This is a genomic window from Allobosea spartocytisi (assembly GCF_014764685.1).
Lineage (GTDB): Bacteria > Pseudomonadota > Alphaproteobacteria > Rhizobiales > Beijerinckiaceae > Allobosea > Allobosea spartocytisi.
Genome location: NZ_JACXWY010000017.1, coordinates 1 through 18,998 on the forward strand (window position 1 = coordinate 1; position 18,998 = coordinate 18,998).

Sequence of the window (18,998 nt, forward strand, 5' to 3'; positions counted from 1 at the left end):
GGCATAGTGCGAGCTTGTGCTTGGTCGCCTCGAAATCCTGGCTGGCGAGGAGCTCGCGCAGGAAGACAGTCTCGCGCTTGGCGTTGGGCAGCTCGATGCCGATGGCGTTCTTGCCCTGCACCACCGCCACGCGCGCCGAGACCGCGCTCATCGAACGCGCGATGTCGTCGGCAAGCGAAATCACCCGCGACGACTTCGTGCCAGGCGCAGGCTCAAGCTCGTAAAGCGTCACCACAGGGCCGGGGCAGGCTTGAACGATCTCGCCCCTGACGTTGAAGTCTTCGAGCACGCCTTCGAGGAGGCCGGCATTCTGCTGCAGCACCTCGACCGGCATGGTTTCTTCCGGCGTCTGCGGGGGCTCGGCCAGGAATTCGATCGGCGGAAGCTGGAAGCCGATCGGCTGCTCCGCTTGGCGGGCGGGAGCCTTCCGCACCCGAGCGGCTGGGGCGACGGGCCGAACGGAGGCTTCGACGGCTTCGGTCGTCATGAGGTCGGTCGCGGCTTTCGCAAGCGACTCGGGCGCTTTCGCGACGACCGATGGGGCGAACGGCAGCGCGGCCGGTTGAGGCGCCATCGAGATGCGCAGATTCACCGAATAGCCTGGCCAGAGCGAGCGGACGCCCGGATTGGCCATCGCTTGAACCGGTGCGGCGGCTTCGACCACCGGCAAGATCGGTTCCTCCGCCTCCCACGGTTCATCGGCGATGGAATCGTCTTCCCACGCCATCGTCTCCATGGTCCTGAGAACGGGAGCGGTCACCTCGCTCTCGTCGCGGCCGATCTCGGGCACGAGATCCCAGAAGGCGTGGTCCGAGAGGAAGGCGAAGGGCGTCGAGCGCGGCTCCGCCGGGATCTCCGTCGACTGGCGCGCGTTCGCGAAGGCGGCCTCGTCGCGTTCCGGGGCTTCATCCTCGGGCCAGATTTCGGGCGCGATATCCTCGATCGATGCGAGATCGGGCTCGGGCATTGTCTCGACCGGCGCTGCGGCCTGCAGATAGGTCTCGCTGTCGGGCGTGCCCCAGATCTCCCGCATCAGATGCTTGGGCGTGCGCCAGAAGCGGACACGCGTCGAATCGGCCAGGGTCACGGCGTGGGGGTGGCCGCCGCTGAACATCAGCGGAGGGCTCTGCCTCTCGATCGCCTGCTCCGTCGGCGCCTGCCGCGCCTTGCGCGTCGAGCGGACATAGACCGGTGCGGACGGCTCAGCGGCGGGGCCGCGATTCGTCGCGACGCCGGGCGTGTGAGGCGCGCCTGAACTTCGCAGGGATTCGTCTGCAGGATCAGCCTGATAATCGCCGGGTGCGAAGCTGTTGGTTCGCTGATGACGGTCGCGCTTATACATCGGAGACAGCGAACACTACTACTGGCCAACTCGGTCTTCTGGCCTAACCGGGCAGGGTTAACGGCGCATAAACGGGTGCAGGGCGAGGCCGGATAAATCGGCAGCAAACCTGCCTGGACATTCGCGTGGGCCTCCTCGGGATGAGGGCTCGGCTTTCCAAACGGATTTCACGCCGGCCGCGTCGCTGCGCCGAGCGCCAGGAACGCCTCGATGGCGGGAGAGGCTCGGTCAGGGCGATGCGCGAGCCAGGTGGCGAGCGAGGGCGCCGGCTCCGTCAGCCGCCGCGTCACCACATTGTCGAAGCGGATATTGGCGAAGGAGGAGGCCATCACCGTCAGCCCGACGCCGGCCGCGACGAGGCCGATGATGGTGGCCGGCTCCCGTGCCTCCTGCACGATACGCGGCCGGAAGCCGGCCTGGCGGCACAGCTCGATGAACTGATCGTAGGTGCTGGTGGCCGCCTCGCGGGAGAAATGCACGAAGGCATCGCGCTCGAGCTCGGCAAGTGCGACGCGCTGCCGGGCAGGGGAACCGCCGAGGCGGTGGCTGCGTGGCAGGAAGAGCAGGAGTTCCTCGCGCTGCATCTCCAGCGTCGCAAGCCGCGGATCGGCGAGCGCCGGATCGTCCGGCATGCGCAGGAAGGCGAGGTCGAGCCCGCCGTCCAGAAGCTCCTGCATCTGCACATGGCTGTTCATTTCCCGCAGCGTCAGATGCACGTCCGGCCGCTGCTCGCGGAAGCTGTGGATCAGCGTCGGCATGATCGTCGCGAGCGGCGCGGACGCAGTGAAGCCGATGCGCAATTCGCCGATCTCGCCGCGCCCGGCCCGGCGGCCGATGGTCAGTGCCAGTTCCGCCCGCGCCAGCACGGCGCGCGCCTCGGGCAGGAAGATCCGGCCGGCCGCGGTGAGCTCGACCCGGCGGCTGGTGCGGGCGAAGAGCTCGGCGTCGAGCTCCCGTTCGAGCGCGTGGATCTGCTGGCTCAGCGGTGGCTGCGAGATGCCGAGACGCTGCGCGGCACGGCCGAAATGCAGCTCTTCCGCGAGCACGGCGAAATAGCGGAGATGGCGGAGATCCATTCGCAAAACCTATCGATCGGAACCAAATCGATATTGGACAATATCGGGCCCAACTTCCATCTCAACCAACGCGCGCAGCGTGACCTGCGCTGCGGAACTGACAATCATGACCGAAATGACCTCCCCTCAGTCGCTGCGCATCGAGACGCCTGTCGCGCTCGACATCGCGGAGCCCGAGGCCGACAGCCGGATTCGCCGGGGCACGCGCGGTTTCCGCCTGACCAACCTTGCCTTGTTCTCCGCCGGTTTCTCCACCTTCGCGCTGGTCTATTGCGTGCAGCCGCTGATGCCTGTGTTCTCGCAGGAATTCGGCATCACCCCGGCCCAGAGCAGCCTGGCGCTGTCGGCGACCACCGGCACGCTCGCTTTCGCGATGCTGGTCGCGAGCTCGCTCTCGGAGATCGTCGGGCGCAAGCCCGTGATGGTGGCCTCGCTCCTGGCCTCGGCCGTGCTGATGATGCTGAGCGCCTTCGCGCGCAATTGGCACGACCTTGTGCTGCTGCGCGCGCTGGCGGGCATCACCTTCAGCGGTTTGCCGGCGGTGGCCATGGCCTATGTCAGCGAGGAGATGCATGCCGAGTCGGCCGGCCTCGCCATGGGGCTCTATATCGGCGGCAGCGGCCTCGGCGGGCTTGGCGGCCGCGCCATCACCGGCGTCATCGCTGATTTTTCGTCCTGGCGCATCGGGCTTTTCGCCGTCGGCCTCGTCGGCGTCGTCTGCGGGCTGGTGCTCTGGCGCACCTTGCCGGCCTCGCGGCATTTCCGGCGCGTCGCGCCCTCCGTTAGGGCACTCGCCGGCTCCTTTGCGGTGCATCTGCGCGACGGGCGCCTGCGCCTCCTGTTCCTGGAAGGCTTCCTCCTGCTCGGCAGCTTCGTCTGCGTCTACAACTACACCGGCTACCGGCTGATGCAGCCGCCCTTCTCGCTGAGCCAGGTGGCCGTCAGCTTCATCTTCGCGGTCTATCTCGTCGGCATCCTGTCTTCGGCCTGGATCGGCGATCTGGCGGGGCGACTCGGCCGGGGACCGATGCTGTGCCTGTCGCTCGGCCTGATGCTCCTTGGCGTGCTGGCGACATTGTCTTCCTCCCTCCCGGTGATCGTGCTCGGCATGGCCGTGCTGACCGGCGGCTTCTTCGGGGCGCACGCCACCGCATCGGGCTGGGTCGGCGCGAAGGCTCAGCACGCCAGGGCCCAGGCCTCCTCGCTCTATCTCTTCGCCTACTATCTCGGTTCGAGTGCGGTCGGCACGCTCGGCGGTGTCTTTTGGGCGCAGGCGGGCTGGGGCGGCGTGGTCGGGTTGATCAGCGCGCTCCTTCTCGTGGGCTTTGTCTGCGCCGCCTGGCTGACGATGCGGCCCGGGCCGGCGGGACCGGGCGCTCGCGCCTGAGTTTGCGAGGCTGCGTCGACCAAGTCTTGCCCTCTGGAGAGCGGCTCGAAGCGAGTCCTTCGCGGAACTCTTGGCCGGATCAGCGGGTTCATCCGCTGTTTCCGATGGAGGAGGACGAGATGCCAGCCAAATCCGCTGCCCAGCAGAAGGCCGCCGGAGCCGCGCTTGCGGCCAAGCGCGGCGACATGAGGAAGAGCAAGCTCCAGGGCGCCTCGAAGTCGATGGAGAAATCGATGAGCGAGAGCGAGCTGGAGAAGATGGCTTCCACCAAGCGCAAGGGCAAGCCCGAGCACGTCTCCAAGCACTGACGGTGGCCGAGGCGTCGGCCGCGTACCGGCACTGCGTCGGCCGGCGCCGGGGCGCCTACAGATAGGGCGGCGTGCAGGCGCTGACCACGACGCAGCGTTCCGTGCCGATATTGCGGAACCGATGGGGGACGCGGCTGTCGAAGAGGTAGGCTTCGCCCGGGCTCAGCACCTTGATCTGGTCGCCGACGGTGATCTCGAGTTCGCCCGAGAGGATGACGCCGCCCTCATGCGAGTTGTGCTTGAGCATGGCGACGCCGGTATCGGCGCCGGGCTCGTAATATTCGTGCAGGATCTGGAGGTTGTGGGCCTTGGCGTCTCCGACCTGGCGGAACGACATCCTGCCCCGGCTCTCCCCGCCATTGACCTGATGCAGGCGCGAGGTCAGGTCGATGAGGTCGTCGGCTTCGAAGAAGACCTTGTCGCGCGGCGTGCGCGCTTCGTCGAAAAAATTGACCATGCTCATCGGGATGCCGTCGAGGATCTTCCGCAGCGATGCGACCGACGGGCTGTTCCGATTCTGCTCGATCAGCGAGATCAGGCTATGCGTCACGCCGGAGCGGCCGGCCAGTTCCCGCTGGGAAAGCCCGGCAGCCAGTCGGATTTCGCGCAGTCTGCCCCCGACATCGAAGCTCATTTCTGCCTTTCCTCCCCATGCCGCCCGTATTCGTTAAACCCGCGCGCCATGCAGTGGGCGTCTGCCCGGCGCCTCTTGCGTTGCTCAATATTCTGAGCAATGCTGACGGAAAGCCAACAAGAAAATCATGTCGCGGGGAACAGGCGTAGCGGAATAGTTTTTTCGATCGAAGCGACCGTTTAGATCAGGATGCCCAATTTTGTCCAATAGGGCCGCGCGGAGGCGAATACTCTCTTCGCGTATCGGTTGTTGTTTTTCGAATGCTATCGTCTCGTTCTGTGCCCTGCGGGAAACCGGGTTGAAAGCAGGGTGAGCGCGCATCATGACTAAGGCCGATACCGTATTATTGAACGGCCGCATCTTTTGCGGCCTGGCGGACGGCTTCGCCGAGGCACTGGCAATCGCGGATGGAAAGGTTCTGGCGGCGGGGTCTGCCACCGAGATTGCCGCGCTGCAAGGCCCAGGCACGAAGGTCGTCGACCTTGCCGGGCGGGTCGCCATCCCCGGCCTCAACGACGCGCATATGCATCTGCTGCCGCTCGGCCTCGGCATGAGCGAGGTCAATCTGCGGCCCGAGGAAGGGGTCAACAGCATCGACGAGGCGCTGCGCCGCATCGCGGTGGCCGCCAGGGGCAAGAAGCCGGGCGAATGGGTGCTGGGCCGCGGCTATGATCACAACGAGTTCGCCGAGCTGCGCCATCCGACCGCCGAGGAACTCGATCGCGTCGCGCCCGACAACCCCGTCTACATCAAGCGCACCTGCGGCCATGTCGGCGTCGTCAACAGCCGGGCGATGGCCGCGGCCGGCATCGGCCACAACACGCCGAGTCCGGCCGGCGGCCTGATCGAGCGCCGCGACAACAAGCTCACCGGTTTGCTGGCCGAAAGCGCGATGCGCCTGATCGTCGAGGCGATGCCGCAGCCGAGCGTTGCCGAACTCAAGGCCGCGATCGAGAAGGCCGGGCATTATATGCTGTCGCAGGGCTTCACCAGCGTGATGGATGCCGGTGTCGGCATGACCGCCGGCATGGCCGAGATCGCGGCCTATGAGGAGGTCGCCCGCACTGGGACGCTGCCGGTCCGTACATGGGTCTGCATCTACGGCAATGCCGACGGCATCGGCGACGAGGCGCATGCAGCCGGCTACCGTTTCGGCCGCGAGGTCGGGCTGCTGCGCTACGGCGCGATGAAGGTCTTCGGCGACGGCAGCGCCGGCGGGCTGACCGCCGCGATGAGCGAGCCCTACCTTGTCGGCGACCCCGATAATCGCGGCATCTTCATCTATTCCGATGCCGACATGCACCGCTATCTCCGGCATTACCACGAGCTCGGCTACCAGCTCGCGATTCACGCGATCGGCGATGCTGCGATCGAGCAGGTGCTGTCGGGCATGGAGAAGGCCGACAGTCCCGAGCATCCGATCAAGGGCCGCCGCCACCGCATCGAGCATTGTGGCTTCCTGACCGACGGCCAGCTCGCCCGCATGGCCGCTGCCGGCATCGACCCCTTGCCGCAGCCGATCTTCATCTACGAGTTCGGCGATCTCTACGTCACCAATCTCGGCCAGGAGCGGGCAGATGCCTCCTATCCGATGCGCAAATGGGTGGATGCCGGCCTGCACGCCGCCGCGAGCTCCGATGCGCCGGTCTGCGCCACCGACCCGTTCAAGAACCTCTTCAGCATGGTGACGCGCCGGACCAAGCGCGGCACCGTGATCGGCGGGGCCGAGCGCTTGACGATGGAGGAGGCCGTGCACGCCTATACCGCGCTCGGTGCTTACACTCAGTTTGCCGAGGATCGGATGGGTCGGCTCGTTGCGGGCCAGTTCGCCGATATCGCCGTGCTCTCCCAGGACATCTTCTCGATCCCGGTGGAAGCGCTCGAGAACGAGGTGCGCTGCGATCTGACCCTGCTGGGCGGTGAGGTCGTCTTCGATCGTCACGGTCAGCTCGCCGCCGCCGCGCAGTAGGGCGGGATAGGTCTTCATGCTGCGCCATACGCTGCAACGGCTTCTGCTGGTTCTGCCCGTCCTGCTCGGTGTGCTGCTGGTCGGCTTCCTGCTGATGCAGGTCGTGCCGACCGATCCGGCCCAGGTGCGCGCCGGGCCGACCGCGACGCAGGACGTGGTCGAGGCCATCCGCCAGGAGCTAGGCCTCAATCAGCCGCTCTGGAAGCAGTTTGCGATCTATATCGGCCGTCTCGCGCAGGGCGATCTCGGCGTCTCGATCATCAACAATGTCCCGGTTTCGCAGGAACTCGCCAACACCATCGGCCCGACGCTGGAGCTGATGTTCGCCTCGCTCGTCTGGGCGATCCCGCTCGGGATGCTGCTCGGCACGGTCGGCGCCTATTTCCGCGGTTCCCTGCTCGACCGCGCCATCATGGCGGTCTCGGTCGCGGGCGTCTCGCTGCCGGTCTTCTTCCTTGGACTGGGGCTGATCTGGCTCTTCGGCTTCAAATATCCGATCCTGCCCTTCACCGGCCGCACCGGCCCGCTCTGGACCTGGGAAGGGTTGCAGGGGATCATCCTGCCGGCCATCACGCTCGGCGGCGTCTTCGTCGGCCCGGTCGCGCGCATGACGCGAACCTCTGTGCTCGACGAGCTCGGCGCCGACCATGTCCGCACCGCCCGTGCCAAGGGGCTCGGCGAGCGCACGGTCCTGCTGCGTCACACGCTGCGCAACGCGCTGGTGCCGGTGGTCACGCTGATCGGCCTGCAGATCGGCTTCCTCCTCGGCGGCGCGGTCGTCACCGAGACGGTGTTTTCCTGGCCCGGCATCGGCCGGCTCGCGGTCGGCGCCATCCTGTCGAGCGATTTGCCGATGGCGCAGGGCACGATCATCGTGCTCTCGCTGGGCTTCATCCTGGTCAATCTTGCCGTGGACGTCCTCTATGCCGTGCTCGACCCGCGTGTGAGGGGCGCCTGATGAGTTCCTCGACCAGTCCGCTCCAGCCGGGCGCCAAGGCGGTGGAAGCCGCGATCGGCGTAGCCGCCGCCGCGCCTGTCCGCCGGAAGACGGTGCTCAGGATGCTGCTGTCGGATGTCGGAGCCTGCATCGCGCTGGCTCTGGTCGTGCTGTCGATCCTCGGTGCCGTCTTCGCGCCCTGGCTCGCCCCCACCGATCCCTATGGCAATGATCTCGCCAACACGCTGAAGGCCCCGGGCGAGCTCGGCCTCCTCGGGACCGACGGGCAGGGGCGCGACATGATCACGCGTTTGCTCTTCGGCCTCAGAACGACGCTGGTGATGGGGCTCGCCTCCGTCATCATCGGCGGCGCCATTGGTGGCGTCATCGGCTTCGCGGCCGCCTATTACCCGAAGATTTCCGGCGTGCTGATGCGGCTGATGGATGTGCTCCTGTCCTTCCCGGCCATCCTGTTCGGCCTCGCCATTGCTGCGATCTTCGGGCCGGGCCTGCCCTCGGTCATCATCGCGCTCGCCATCGCCACGGTGCCGCTGATGGCGCGCGTCGTGCGCGGCTCGGCTCTGGTCGTGCTGCAGCAGGGCTATATCGAGGCCGCGCGCTCGCTCGGCCTCCGGGATCTGCACATCATCCTGCGCTATGTGCTGCCCAACTGCCTCTCGGCGATCTTCGTCTTCGTCACGCTGCGCTTCGGGCAGGTGATCCTGCTCGGCGCGGCGCTCTCCTTCCTCGGGCTCGGCGCCCAGCCGCCGACGGCGGAGCTCGGCGCGATGGCCGCCGATGGGCGCAACTTCCTGTTCTTCGCGCCGCATGTCTCGGTGCTGCCGAGCCTGGCGATCTTCGTGGTCGTGCTCGCCTTCAACGTGCTCGGCGATGCGCTGCGCGACGCCCTCGACCCGAAGCTGCGCAAATAGAATCCGACACCATCAAAAAAAGGGGACCTGCTCGATGATCAAGTTTTCCGCTCTGCTTCTCGCCGGCGCCGCCGGCGCGATTCTGGCCGCCGCGCCCGCCATCGCACAACAGAAGGCGCCGCTCTCGATCCTGCGCGTGATCGACGCCGACAACTACGACCCGATCCGCACCACGGCGACGGCGGCGGCCGAGGTCATCTACATGATGGCCGACACGCTGGTGACGGTCGATTTCGACATGAAGACGATCAAGCCCGGCCTCGCCGAGAGCTGGACGGTGTCGCCGGACGGCAAGACCTACACCTTCAAGATCCGCAAGGACGTCAAGTTCTGCGACGGCCGGCCGATGACCATCGACGACGTGGTCTATTCGCTGAAGCGCTGGGTCGATCCGGCCAACAAATCGCCGGTCTCGTTCCGCGGCGGCCCGGTTCAGGACATCCGTGCCGAGGGCGATTCCACGCTGATCTATGAGCTCAAGGAGCCCTATAGCGACCTGCTCTTCCAGATGGCGCTGTCCTTCGCCTCGGTCGTTGACAAGAACGCGGTCGAGAAGCTCGGGGCGAATTTCGGCGTGCAGGGCTTCAACGCCACCGGCCCCTATTGCTGGGTGAAGTGGACGCCGCGCCAGGAAATCGTGCTGAAGAAGAATCCCTATTACAATTGGGGTCCGTCGATCTACAAGGACCCGAAGCCACAGATCGAGGACATCGTCTGGAAGGTCATTCCCGAGCCGAATACGCTGATGGCCGCGATCCAGGCCAAGCAGGCCGACGTGACCTACTACATGCCCTATATCGCGCTCGACACGATGCAGCGCATCCCCGGCATGACCGTGCAACGCCAGGAAAACTACATCTACGACGTCTTTATGGGCTTCAAGGTCGACAAGCCCGTCTCGAAGGACAAGGCGATCCGCGAGGCCGTCAACATGGCCACCGACAAGCAGGCCATCGCCAAGGCGATCTTCTTCGGCAAGGGCACCGCGCTGCCATCGCTGCTGAATCCGGCCGTGCTCGACTACGACAAGGACACGGCCGCGAAGATGCCGAAGCACGATCCGGCGGCGGCGGCGAAGCTTCTCGACGAAGCCGGCTGGAAGCCGGGCGCCGACGGCATCCGCGAGAAGGACGGCCAGAAGGCCACCTTCATCGTCTACGGCATCCGCAACGACGTGAACCCGCGCATCTCCGAGGCGATGCAGGCCGATCTGCGCAAGATCGGCATCGACCTCAAGATCCAGCTCTGGGACGCCACCGTCGCCTGGGGCAAGCTGGCGACGCAGGAGTTCGACGCCTTCTACATGTCCTACCCCTATGTCACGGCGACGGAGGCGCTGAACCTCTACTTCGCCAGCCGGCAGGTGCCGACGCCGAACCGCATGAACTGGAAGGACCCGAAGACGGACGAGCTGCTCAAGGCAGCCGCGACCGCCGTCGATCCGGCCAAGCGCAAGGAGGCGATCGGCGCCGTCCAGATGCAGCTCACCGACGCCAATGTCTGGGTGCCGCTGGCCTCGCAGCCGCTCTGGGTCGTGGCGGGCGACCGGGTCGAGGGCGTCCGCGCCCACGGCATCTACGGCGCCGGGCTCTATAAGGGCCTCGACATCAAGCTGAAGCGCTGAGTTTTTTCGAGCGCAGGCTGATTCTCCGCGGAAACGAGCCGTCATTCCGGGCTTGACCCGGAATCCATCGAAGGGCGTTGCGCTCGACGATGGATTCCGGATCGGCGCCGCTGTCGCGGCTTGTCCGGAATGACGGCGCCGTCCCGTAAAATCAGCCTGCGCCATGCCTTTGGGAGCGGAGGAGAACACCATGACGATCACGGTCATCAAGAACGCCGACATCGTTGTCGCCTGGGATGCGGAAGCGTCCCGCCACGTCTATCTGCACGATGCCGATGTCGCCTTCGCGGATGGCGCGATCAGCTTCGTCGGCAAGCGCTATGAGGGGCAGGCCGACGAGACGGTCGATGGGCGCGGGCGTATGGTCATGCCGGGCCTCGTCAACATCCATTCGCACCCGTCGAGCGAGCCGCTCAACAAGGGCTTCCTCGACGAGCTCGGCTCGCCCGCCCTCTACAACTCCTCGCTCTACGAGTTCATGCCGATCCTGCGGCCGGATGCCGAGGCGGTGCCGGCCTGCGTCGAGGTCGCCTATTCGGAATTGCTGCTGTCGGGTGTCACCACGGTCGCGGACCTGTCGGTCGCCCATCCCGGCTGGCTCGACCTCGCGGCCAATAGCGGCCTGCGCGTCTGCCTGTCGCCGATGTTCCGCTCGGCCCGCTGGTTCACCAGGAACGGCCATGTCGTCGAATACGAATGGGACGAGAAGGCCGGGCAGGCAGCCATGGCCCAGGCCCTCGACGTGATCGAGCAGGCGCAGAACCATCCCTCCGGCCGGCTCTTTGGCATGGTCTGCCCCGCCCAGATCGACACCTGCAGCGAGGGGCTGATCAAGGACAGCTATGCCGAAGCCGGGCGCCGCGGGCTGCGCTGGCAGATCCATGCCGCGCAATCGACGGTGGAGTTCCACGAGATCACCCGCCGCCACGGCGTCTCGCCGATCCAGTGGCTGGAGAAGCTCGGCGTGCTCGGCGATACCAGCATCGTCGGCCACGCCATCTTCCTCGACGACTATCCGCGCGTCGCCTGGCACAGCCGGCGCGATCTCGCGCTGCTCGCCGAGACTGGCACGACCGTCGCCCATTGCCCCACGGTCTTCATGCGCCGTGGCATCGCGCTCGACGATTTTGGGCGCTACCGCCGGGCCGGCGTCCGCATCGGGCTCGGCACCGACACCTATCCGCACAACATGCTCGAGGAGATGCGCCATGCCGGCTATGTCGCCCGGCTGATGGCGGAGAGCCCGCGCACGCTCACCACAACCGATATCTTCGAGGCTGCGACCACGGCCGGCGCCGCCGCGCTCGGCCGCGACGACATCGGGCGGCTGGAAGCCGGCTGCAAGGCGGACCTCGTCATGGTCGATCTCGCCCATCCGATGATGCAGCCGCGCCGCGACCCCGTGCGCAGCATGGTCTATGCGGCCGCTGAGCGTGCCGTGGATCGCGTCTATGTCGATGGTCGGCTGGTCGTGGCCGACGGCACGGTGCTGACGATGGACTATCCCGATGCCGCCCGCCGCCTGCACGAGGCGCAGAAGCGCACCGAGGCCGCCGCGCCGGACTATGATTGGGCCAAGCGCCCCGTCACCGACTATTCGCCGCTGACCTTCCCGAAGGGCTGAGCCGGTTCTCAGCGAGTAAGGGCGTCGCGAGCTTACACGCCCGTCATTGCGAGCGGAGCGAAGCAATCCAGCAGGACTGAGTGAGAGGTTTCACCTGGCTGCCCTGGATTGCTTCGTCGCTTTGCTCCTCGCCATGACGGTTCGCGTACCGGGCTAGTCGGTGCGCCGCCGGCGCGCGTCCTCAAAAAACCTCGGGCACATACATCTCCGGCGGCACCGGATGGCGCAGATAATCCGGATTGCGCACGCGCTCGGGCAGCACGATCTCGGGCTTCGGCACGTTCTCATAGGGAATCTGGCCGAGCAGATGCGAGATCATGTTGAGGCGGGCGCGCTTCTTGTCCACCGCCTGCACCACCGACCACGGCGCATGCTCCGTATGGGTCCGCTCCAGCATCTCTTCCTTGGCCCGGGTATAGTCTTCCCAGTGCACGCGGCTCTCCAGATCCATCGGCGAGAGCTTCCACTGCTTCAGTGGATCCTCGATGCGCATGCGGAAGCGGAATTCCTGCTCCTCGTCGGTGATCGAGAACCAGTACTTGATCAGGATGATGCCGGAGCGCACGAGCATGTGCTCGAAATCCGGAACCGAGCGGAAGAACTCCTCCAGCTCCTCGGGGGTGCAGAAGCCCATCACCCGCTCGACGCCGGCGCGGTTGTACCAGGAGCGGTCGAACAGCACCATTTCGCCGGCGCTCGGCAGATGCGGGACATAGCGCTGGAAATACCACTGGTTGCGCTCGCGCTCGGTCGGGGCGGGCAGGGCGACGACGCGGCAGATGCGCGGGTTGAGACGCTGCGTCACGCGCTTGATCGCGCCGCCCTTGCCGGCGGAGTCGCGCCCTTCGAACAGCACGACGACCTTGAGCTTCTTGTACTGGATCCAGTCCTGCAGGCGCACGAGCTCGTGCTGCAGGCGGAAGAGCTCACGGAAATAGACCTTGCGGTCGAGCGTATCGCCGCCCGCGCCTTCCAGCCCTTCCGCAACGAGCTCGTCGAGGCGATCATCTTCGAGCTGCAATTCCAGCTCCTCGTCGAAGCTGTCGAGAATCTCGTCCTTGATGCGGTCCAGATTGTCGGGAGACATGCTGTCAACTCTATGCGTGACGGGTTGAACGAAGACGGCGCGCGGTTCGACCGACAGCCGCCGGGACACAGTCCGAGCCATCGTCCAGCCAACATCGGCTTTATCTGTGGCCGACGTGACAGTTCGATGAAAAACAACGTCGGAGTGCCGGGGCGTTGTTCCGTCTTCGCTGTCCGATTTCGGCCGATGCCGATTGCGGCAGTGGATCGGAATCGCCGCGCCCGGCGGCAATTGACAAATCGAAAAGAGATATTTCAAACTTAAAATATCAGACCCAGGACAATGGGCACATCAGGGAACGGTGCATGCGGGTTATCATCGTTGGCGGCGGCATCGGCGGGTTGACCTTGGCGCTGATGCTGCATGCACGGGGCATCGGCGCGACTGTCTACGAACAGGCGGGGGAAATCCGCGAGGTCGGTGTCGGGATCAACACGCTGCCGCACGCGATCCGCGAGCTCGCCGAGCTCGGCCTGCTGCCGGCGCTCGACGAGGCCGGGATTCGCACGCGCGAACTCATCTATATGAACCGCTTCGGACAGGCGGTCTGGCGCGAGCCGCGCGGCCTGCACGCCGGCGCGCCGGTGCCGCAATTCTCGATCCATCGCGGGAGGCTTCAGCTCCTCATCCGCGACGCGGTCGCCGAGCGGCTTGGCGAGGATGCGATCCGCACCGGCCGGCGCCTGCTTGGCTTCCTGCAGGATGAGGGTGGCGTCACCGCGCATTTCAGCGATGCCCGCTTCGGTGAGGCTGGCGAGACGGCGCGCGGCGACATCCTGGTGGGCGCCGATGGCATCCATTCGGCGGTCAGGGCTTTCTACTTCCCGAACCAGGGGACGCCCCGCTGGCAGGGTGTGCAGATGTGGCGCGGCGCCTGCGACTGGCCGATCTTCCTCGACGGCGAGAGCATGATCATCGCCGGCGGCATGGCCGGCAAGCTCGTGCTCTACCCGATCGGCAAGGGGGCGACGCCACAGACGCGATTGACCAACTGGGTCGTCAACATCCGCAATGGCGATCCCGAGCGGCCGCCGCCGAAGGAGGCCTGGTCGAAGTCGGGCCGCCTCGAGGATGTGCTGCCCTTCGCGCGCCGTTTCAGCGTGCCGGGCTTCGACATCCTCGGCCTGATCCGGGCGACTGCGACCTTCTGGGAGTACCCGATGTGCGACCGCGACCCGCTGCCGCGCTGGACCCATGGCCGCGTCACGCTGCTCGGCGATGCCGCCCATCCGATGTATCCGGTCGGCTCGAACGGCGCCTCGCAGGCGATCCTCGATGCGCGCTGCCTCGCCGACCGGCTGGCCAAGGCCGAGCATCCGCGCCAGGCACTCGCGGCCTATGAGGCTGAGCGCTTGCCGGCGACGGCGGAGGTGGTGGCAATGAACCGGGTCGGCGGGCCGGAGCGGGTGATCGACGCGGTGGAGGCGCTGGCGCCGAACGGTTTCGACGATGTCGAGCGTGTGCTGAGCTACACAAGGCGCGAGCAGATCGTGAAGTCCTATGCCGGCAAGGCCGGCTTCTCGGCGGAGCAACTGGCAACCCGCAAGGGTTGATCAACCGGCCTCGGTCAGCTGGCGGATGCGGGTCTTCAGACCGGCATCCGCCGTCTCGCAAGCCTTGAGCCGGCGCATCAGGTCGAGCGGCACGGCCTCCGCCGGGTCGGTGAAGACGATGCCGATCCGTTCGCCGCTGCGCCAGACCGTGCGTGCCGAATACTGACGTTGCCGCGAAGGGATTTCGAGCTCGAAGGACGGCGGCAGCGCAACGGCATCCGGCACGGCCATCAGCGCGCCGCTGCCGGATAGGTTCCGGATCGTGCAATCGAGTGTCGAGCGCCGGCCGTTGAAGGCCACGATCCCGCCGAGCAGCGTGCGGTGGCGCGGCGCGCGACGACGTTCGGTATCCATCGCTGTTGCGTTCCCCGAAAGACAACGACCCAAGGTTGCAGGGGCAGTTAAGCAGATCAGATCCGCGCGCTCACGCTTAACGATTGATTATCCTTAACGGGCCATCGCCGGCCAGGGGGCGATCGGCCGGCGAGGCGATGCTTTTCACGGGAATGTGCCGGCTCAGGCGCCTTCGGGCGGCGGCGGCAGGAAATCGACCTCGTGCTTGGCCGAGAGCGCGACGACATCCGCCGGCTTCTGCTCCGCCATGGAATGGATGCCCCAGAACAGATCGTAGAGCCGGCCGGTCGGCGAAACCCAGAACAGGCACTTCACCGTCGCGTCGCTCTTGTTGAACAGGCCGTGCGGCACGTTGCGGGGCAGGCGGATCAGGTCTCCGGCGGTGGCGAAGCTCTCCTGCCCGTCGAGCACGAGATCGAGCCTTCCCTCCAGCATGTAGATGAACTCGTCCTGCGTCGTGTGGATATGCGGCGGCACGAAGGTGCCCGGCGGGAAGGTCGCGTGCCAGGAGAAGCTGTCCTGCGACAGCGTCTTCGGCACATAGGTCTGGCCGAGGATGTTCCAGGAAATCGCGTCCAGGCCTTCATTGGCGCGTGTCACGCCGGCAGTCAGCGGCTTCATGATCTTGCTCTCCTCATCAAGCCGGCCAGCGGACCGGGCGGCGGTTGGCGGTCGCTGCTGCTAGAAGTGCAGGAAGCGGTCCTTCACGGCGCTGTCGCTGCGCAATTCGGCGCTGGTGCCGCGCCAGACGACGCGCCCCTTCTCCAGCACGACATGGCGGTCGGCGATCCGGACCAGCGCATCGACGTTCTTGTCGATGACGAGAATGGATTCGCCTTCCGCCTTCAAAGCCGTCAGGCAGTTCCAGATCTCCTCGCGGATCAGGGGCGCGAGCCCCTCTGTCGCCTCGTCGAGGATGATCAGCTTGGGATTGGTCATCAGCGCCCGTCCGATCGCCAGCATCTGCTGCTCGCCGCCGGAGAGCTGGTTGCCGCGGTTCTCCCGCCGCTCCCTGAGGCGGGGGAAGAAGGCGTAGATGCGCCCGAGGTCCCAGCGCTTCTTGCCGGAACGATCTGCTGCGGTCGCAATCAGATTCTCCTCGACCGAAAGCGTTGGAAAAATCTGCCGGCCTTCCGGCACCAGGCCGATGCCGGCCTGCGCGACGCGGAAGGGCGGGGCGCCGGTCAGGTCGCGGCCGCCGAAGGCGATGCGTCCGGCCTTGGCCGGCAAGAGGCCCATGATGGCGCGCACCGTCGTGGTCTTGCCCATGCCGTTGCGGCCGAGCAGAGTCACCACCTCGCCCTCGCCGACGGAAACATCGACCCCGAACAGGATCTGCGCCTCACCATAGCCGGCATCGAGCCCTTCGACGCGGAGCATCGCTAGACCTCCTCGCCGAGATAGGCCTGCCGCACGGCCGGATCGGCCCGCACTGCCGCCGGCTCGCCCGAGGCGATGACGCCACCATAGACCAGCACCGTGACGCGGTCGGCGAGCGCGAAGACGGCGCTCATATCGTGCTCGACCAGCAGCATGGCGAAGCGGCCCTTGAGGCTCTTCAAAAGCGCGATCAATCGCTCGCCCTCCTCATGGCCGACGCCGGCGAGGGGCTCGTCGAGCAGGATGAGCTTTGGCTTGAGGGTCAGCGCCATCGCGATCTCCAGCGCGCGCTTCTCGCCATGAGAGAGGCTGCCGGCGGGAGCATGGGCGCGCTCGGTCAGGCCGACCGCCTCCAGCGCCTCCCAGGCGGGCGCATTGAGTGCCTCGTCGCGCGTCGCGTCGCGGAAGAGCGAGAGCGGATGCGCGCTATGCGCCTGCACGCCGAGCGCGACGTTCTCGAGCGCCGAGAGCGAGGCGATGGTCGAGGTGATCTGGAAGGTGCGGGCGAGTCCCGCTCGCGCCCGCTTCTGCGGCGGCAGATGGGTGATGTCCGTGCCTCCGAACAGGATCGCACCGGAATCCGGCCGCAGCGTTCCGGAGATCTGGTGAACCAGCGTCGTCTTGCCCGCGCCATTGGGGCCGATCAGAGCGTGAAGCTCGCCCGGCGCGATCGAAAGGTCGACCCCGTCGGTGACCTTGAGCGCGCCGAAGGATTTGGCGAGCCCCTTCAGTGCGAGCGCCGGCTCAGCCATCGCGGCGCCCTCTGAGCTTGGTCATGAGGCCGGCGATGCCGCCTTGGGTGAACAGCACGAAGAGCACGATCAGCGGCCCGAAGATCGCCTTCCAGTTCTGGGTCCACGCCGAAAGCACATCCTCGGCGATCAGGAACGCCAGCGCCCCGACGATGGCTCCGTGGAGAGAGCCGACGCCGCCGAGCACGACCATGAAGATCAATTCGCCCGAGCGCTGCCAGGACATGAAGGCGGGGCTGACGAAATCGGTCTGGTTGGCGAGCAGGAAGCCGGCGAGCCCAGCCATCATGCCGCTGATCACATAGGCGCCGAGCCGGACATGGTCGACATCGTAGCCGGTGACGGTGACGCGTACGGCGTTCTCGCGCGCGGCCCGCAGCACCCGGCCGAAGCGCGAGGCGACTAGCCGCCGCGCCAGCCAGTAGCAGAAGGCCAGCGTACTCAATGCGATATAATAGAAGCCGGTGCGGTTGCCGAAGATTTCGCGTCCCAGCAGCGTGCTCTTCTCGTAGAGCGTCAGGCCGTCATCGCCGCCATAGGCGGAGAGCGCCTGCGCGAAATAGAAGGCCATCTGCCCGAAGGCGAGCGTGATCATGATGAAGGCGACGCCGCGCGTGCGCAGCGAGACATAGCCGGTCACCGCCGCGAAGGCGGCACAGACGAGCAGGATGGCCGGCAGCGCGATCAGGAGCTCGGTCTGGCCCTCGGTGATCAGGATGCCGGTTCCATAGGCCCCGATCCCGATGAAGGCGGCATGGCCGAAGGAGACGAGGCCGCCGACGCCGAGGATGAGGTCGAGCGAGAGCGCCGCGACGGCGAAGATCATCGCCCGCGTCACCAATGTCAGCCAATGCGCGGGCAGGCCGAGCGCGGTCGCCAGCGGCAGCAGCGCGAGCAGGCCGAGGATGACGAGCGGCGCGAGCCGGCGGGCAACGGGCAGCGCCGGGCGCCCGATGGCCGCGGATGTCGTGACCGCGCTCACGAGCGCCCCTTGGCCGGCAGCAGGCCTTCGGGCCGCACGAACAGCACCGCCGCCATCACGAGATAGATCAGCATCGAGGAGAGCGCGGCTCCCGTTGCGCGGGCCGAGGCGGGCGCCATGAACAGCCGCAGCAGATCGTTCATGAAGGAGCGGCCGAGCGTGTCGACGAGCCCGACGATCAGCGCGCCGACAAAGGCGCCGCGGATCGAGCCGATGCCGCCGACGACGATGACGACGAAGGCCAGGATCAGCACCGTGTCGCCCATGCCGGGCTCGACCGAGAGGATCGGCGCCGCCATCGCCCCGGCGAAGCCCGCGAGCATGGTGCCGAAGGCGAAGACGATCATGAACAGCTTGCGGATATCGATGCCGAGCGCCGAGACCATCGGCGCGTTGGAGGCGCCGGCCCGGAGCAGCATGCCGGTGCGCGTCTTCTCGACCACGAACCAGAGCAAGGCGCCGACGCCCAGGCCCGCCCCGATCAGCGCGAAGCGGTAGACGGGATAGAGGATGCCGTCCATCAGCCGGACATTGCCCGACAGGAATTCGGGCACCGGCACGGAAAGAGGCGCCGCGCCCCAGATCATCTTCACCGCCTGGTTGAACAGCAGGATCAGGCCGAAGGTCGCCAGCACCTGGTCGAGATGGTCGCGTTCATAGAGATGGCGGAAGACGAGGAATTCCAGCACCAGACCCAGCAGCAGCGCGGCGGCGAGCGCCAGCGCGAGTCCGAGCATGAAGGAGCCGGTCAGGCCGACGAAGGTCACGGCGAGATAGGCGCCGAGCATGTACTGGACGCCATGGGCGAGGTTGATGAAGTCCATCACGCCGAAGACCAGCGTCAGCCCGGCCGCGACCAGGAACAGCAGGATGCCGAACTGGAGCCCGTTGAGGAGCTGGACGATCAGGAGGCTTGTGGTCATGGGATCGGTGGCTCGCTCTGCCGTCGCGATCAACCTCGACCGTCATTCCGGGCGTAGCGAAGCGAAGGCCCGGAATCCATCGTAGAGCGCATTCCTTGCAGGACTCTGCCCTTCGATGGATCCTGGATCGGCGC

The 18,998-nt window shown here is 66.5% G+C and carries 18 protein-coding genes; 8 read left to right on the top strand and 10 right to left on the bottom strand.

Annotated elements, in window-relative coordinates:
- Together IED13_RS21465 and IED13_RS21470 are read right to left on the bottom strand one after the other, a co-directional pair.
- On the bottom strand, nt 1-1,342 hold a 1,342-nt coding region (locus tag IED13_RS21465), incomplete at its 3' end, for a DNA translocase FtsK (RefSeq protein ID WP_260368456.1).
- Nucleotides 1,343-1,509: 167 nt separating this feature from the next.
- Nucleotides 1,510-2,418: a LysR substrate-binding domain-containing protein gene (locus IED13_RS21470; protein WP_191125417.1), complete on the bottom strand. Its 909-nt coding sequence runs from the start codon at nt 2,416-2,418 to the stop codon at nt 1,510-1,512.
- 106 nt (nt 2,419-2,524) lie between these two features.
- Here IED13_RS21470 and IED13_RS21475 point away from each other — a divergent pair, with 106 nt between their 5' ends.
- Complete coding sequence (locus IED13_RS21475; RefSeq protein WP_248312707.1) at nt 2,525-3,805, top strand: MFS transporter; 1,281 nt, start codon at nt 2,525-2,527, stop codon at nt 3,803-3,805.
- A gap of 119 nt (nt 3,806-3,924) precedes the next feature.
- Complete coding sequence (locus IED13_RS21480; protein WP_038357776.1) at nt 3,925-4,113, top strand: DUF3008 family protein; 189 nt, start codon at nt 3,925-3,927, stop codon at nt 4,111-4,113.
- A gap of 55 nt (nt 4,114-4,168) precedes the next feature.
- On the opposite strand, the gene IED13_RS21485 is transcribed toward IED13_RS21480, so the two are convergent.
- Entirely contained in the window at nt 4,169-4,747 is a 579-nt protein-coding gene (locus IED13_RS21485) for a cupin domain-containing protein (RefSeq protein WP_038357621.1), read from the bottom strand.
- Nucleotides 4,748-5,069: 322 nt separating this feature from the next.
- On the opposite strand from IED13_RS21485, the gene IED13_RS21490 reads away from it, so the two are divergent.
- The 5 genes from IED13_RS21490 to IED13_RS21510 all read left to right on the top strand — a co-directional run bounded on the left by IED13_RS21490 (nt 5,070) and on the right by IED13_RS21510 (nt 11,833).
- Nucleotides 5,070-6,716, top strand: coding sequence for an amidohydrolase (locus IED13_RS21490; RefSeq protein ID WP_191125418.1), 1,647 nt, complete (start codon nt 5,070-5,072; stop codon nt 6,714-6,716).
- A 16-nt stretch (nt 6,717-6,732) separates the two neighbouring features.
- A complete protein-coding gene (locus IED13_RS21495; protein ID WP_112764751.1) occupies nt 6,733-7,674 on the top strand; it encodes an ABC transporter permease in 942 nt (313 codons plus the stop codon).
- Nucleotides 7,674-8,585 (top strand): ABC transporter permease, encoded by a 912-nt coding sequence (locus IED13_RS21500; protein WP_113252912.1) that lies wholly within the window; start codon nt 7,674-7,676, stop codon nt 8,583-8,585. Before IED13_RS21495 ends, IED13_RS21500 begins: the two co-directional genes overlap by 1 nt.
- A 34-nt stretch (nt 8,586-8,619) precedes the next feature.
- Nucleotides 8,620-10,209, top strand: coding sequence for an ABC transporter substrate-binding protein (locus IED13_RS21505; RefSeq protein WP_112764753.1), 1,590 nt, complete (start codon nt 8,620-8,622; stop codon nt 10,207-10,209).
- 190 nt (nt 10,210-10,399) lie between these two features.
- Complete coding sequence (locus tag IED13_RS21510; RefSeq protein ID WP_191125419.1) at nt 10,400-11,833, top strand: amidohydrolase family protein; 1,434 nt, start codon at nt 10,400-10,402, stop codon at nt 11,831-11,833.
- 181 nt (nt 11,834-12,014) lie between these two features.
- On the opposite strand, the gene ppk2 is transcribed toward IED13_RS21510, so the two are convergent.
- Nucleotides 12,015-12,920 (bottom strand): polyphosphate kinase 2, encoded by a 906-nt coding sequence (ppk2, locus tag IED13_RS21515; protein WP_112764755.1) that lies wholly within the window; start codon nt 12,918-12,920, stop codon nt 12,015-12,017.
- Between the two features lie 305 nt (nt 12,921-13,225).
- On the opposite strand from ppk2, the gene IED13_RS21520 reads away from it, so the two are divergent.
- A complete protein-coding gene (locus IED13_RS21520) occupies nt 13,226-14,473 on the top strand; it encodes a flavin-dependent oxidoreductase (protein WP_191125420.1) in 1,248 nt (415 codons plus the stop codon).
- Here IED13_RS21520 and IED13_RS21525 read toward each other — a convergent pair whose 3' ends face one another.
- The 6 genes from IED13_RS21525 to IED13_RS21550 all read right to left on the bottom strand — a co-directional run bounded on the left by IED13_RS21525 (nt 14,474) and on the right by IED13_RS21550 (nt 18,864).
- Complete coding sequence (locus IED13_RS21525; protein WP_191125421.1) at nt 14,474-14,827, bottom strand: PilZ domain-containing protein; 354 nt, start codon at nt 14,825-14,827, stop codon at nt 14,474-14,476.
- A gap of 162 nt (nt 14,828-14,989) precedes the next feature.
- Nucleotides 14,990-15,448 (bottom strand): cupin domain-containing protein, encoded by a 459-nt coding sequence (locus tag IED13_RS21530; RefSeq protein WP_038357638.1) that lies wholly within the window; start codon nt 15,446-15,448, stop codon nt 14,990-14,992.
- Nucleotides 15,449-15,508: 60 nt separating this feature from the next.
- A complete protein-coding gene (locus tag IED13_RS21535; RefSeq protein WP_191125422.1) occupies nt 15,509-16,207 on the bottom strand; it encodes an ABC transporter ATP-binding protein in 699 nt (232 codons plus the stop codon).
- Nucleotides 16,208-16,209: 2 nt separating this feature from the next.
- Nucleotides 16,210-16,959, bottom strand: a complete 750-nt coding sequence (locus IED13_RS21540; RefSeq protein ID WP_191125423.1) for an ABC transporter ATP-binding protein — start codon at nt 16,957-16,959, stop codon at nt 16,210-16,212.
- Nucleotides 16,952-17,941 carry a branched-chain amino acid ABC transporter permease gene (locus IED13_RS21545; RefSeq protein ID WP_260368457.1) on the bottom strand — a complete coding sequence of 330 codons (990 nt, stop codon included), beginning with the start codon at nt 17,939-17,941 and terminating at the stop codon, nt 16,952-16,954. The genes IED13_RS21540 and IED13_RS21545 overlap by 8 nt, the downstream gene beginning before the upstream one ends.
- Nucleotides 17,938-18,864, bottom strand: coding sequence for a branched-chain amino acid ABC transporter permease (locus tag IED13_RS21550; RefSeq protein WP_112764760.1), 927 nt, complete (start codon nt 18,862-18,864; stop codon nt 17,938-17,940). The genes IED13_RS21545 and IED13_RS21550 overlap by 4 nt, the downstream gene beginning before the upstream one ends.
- Between the last annotated feature and the right edge of the window lie 134 nt (nt 18,865-18,998).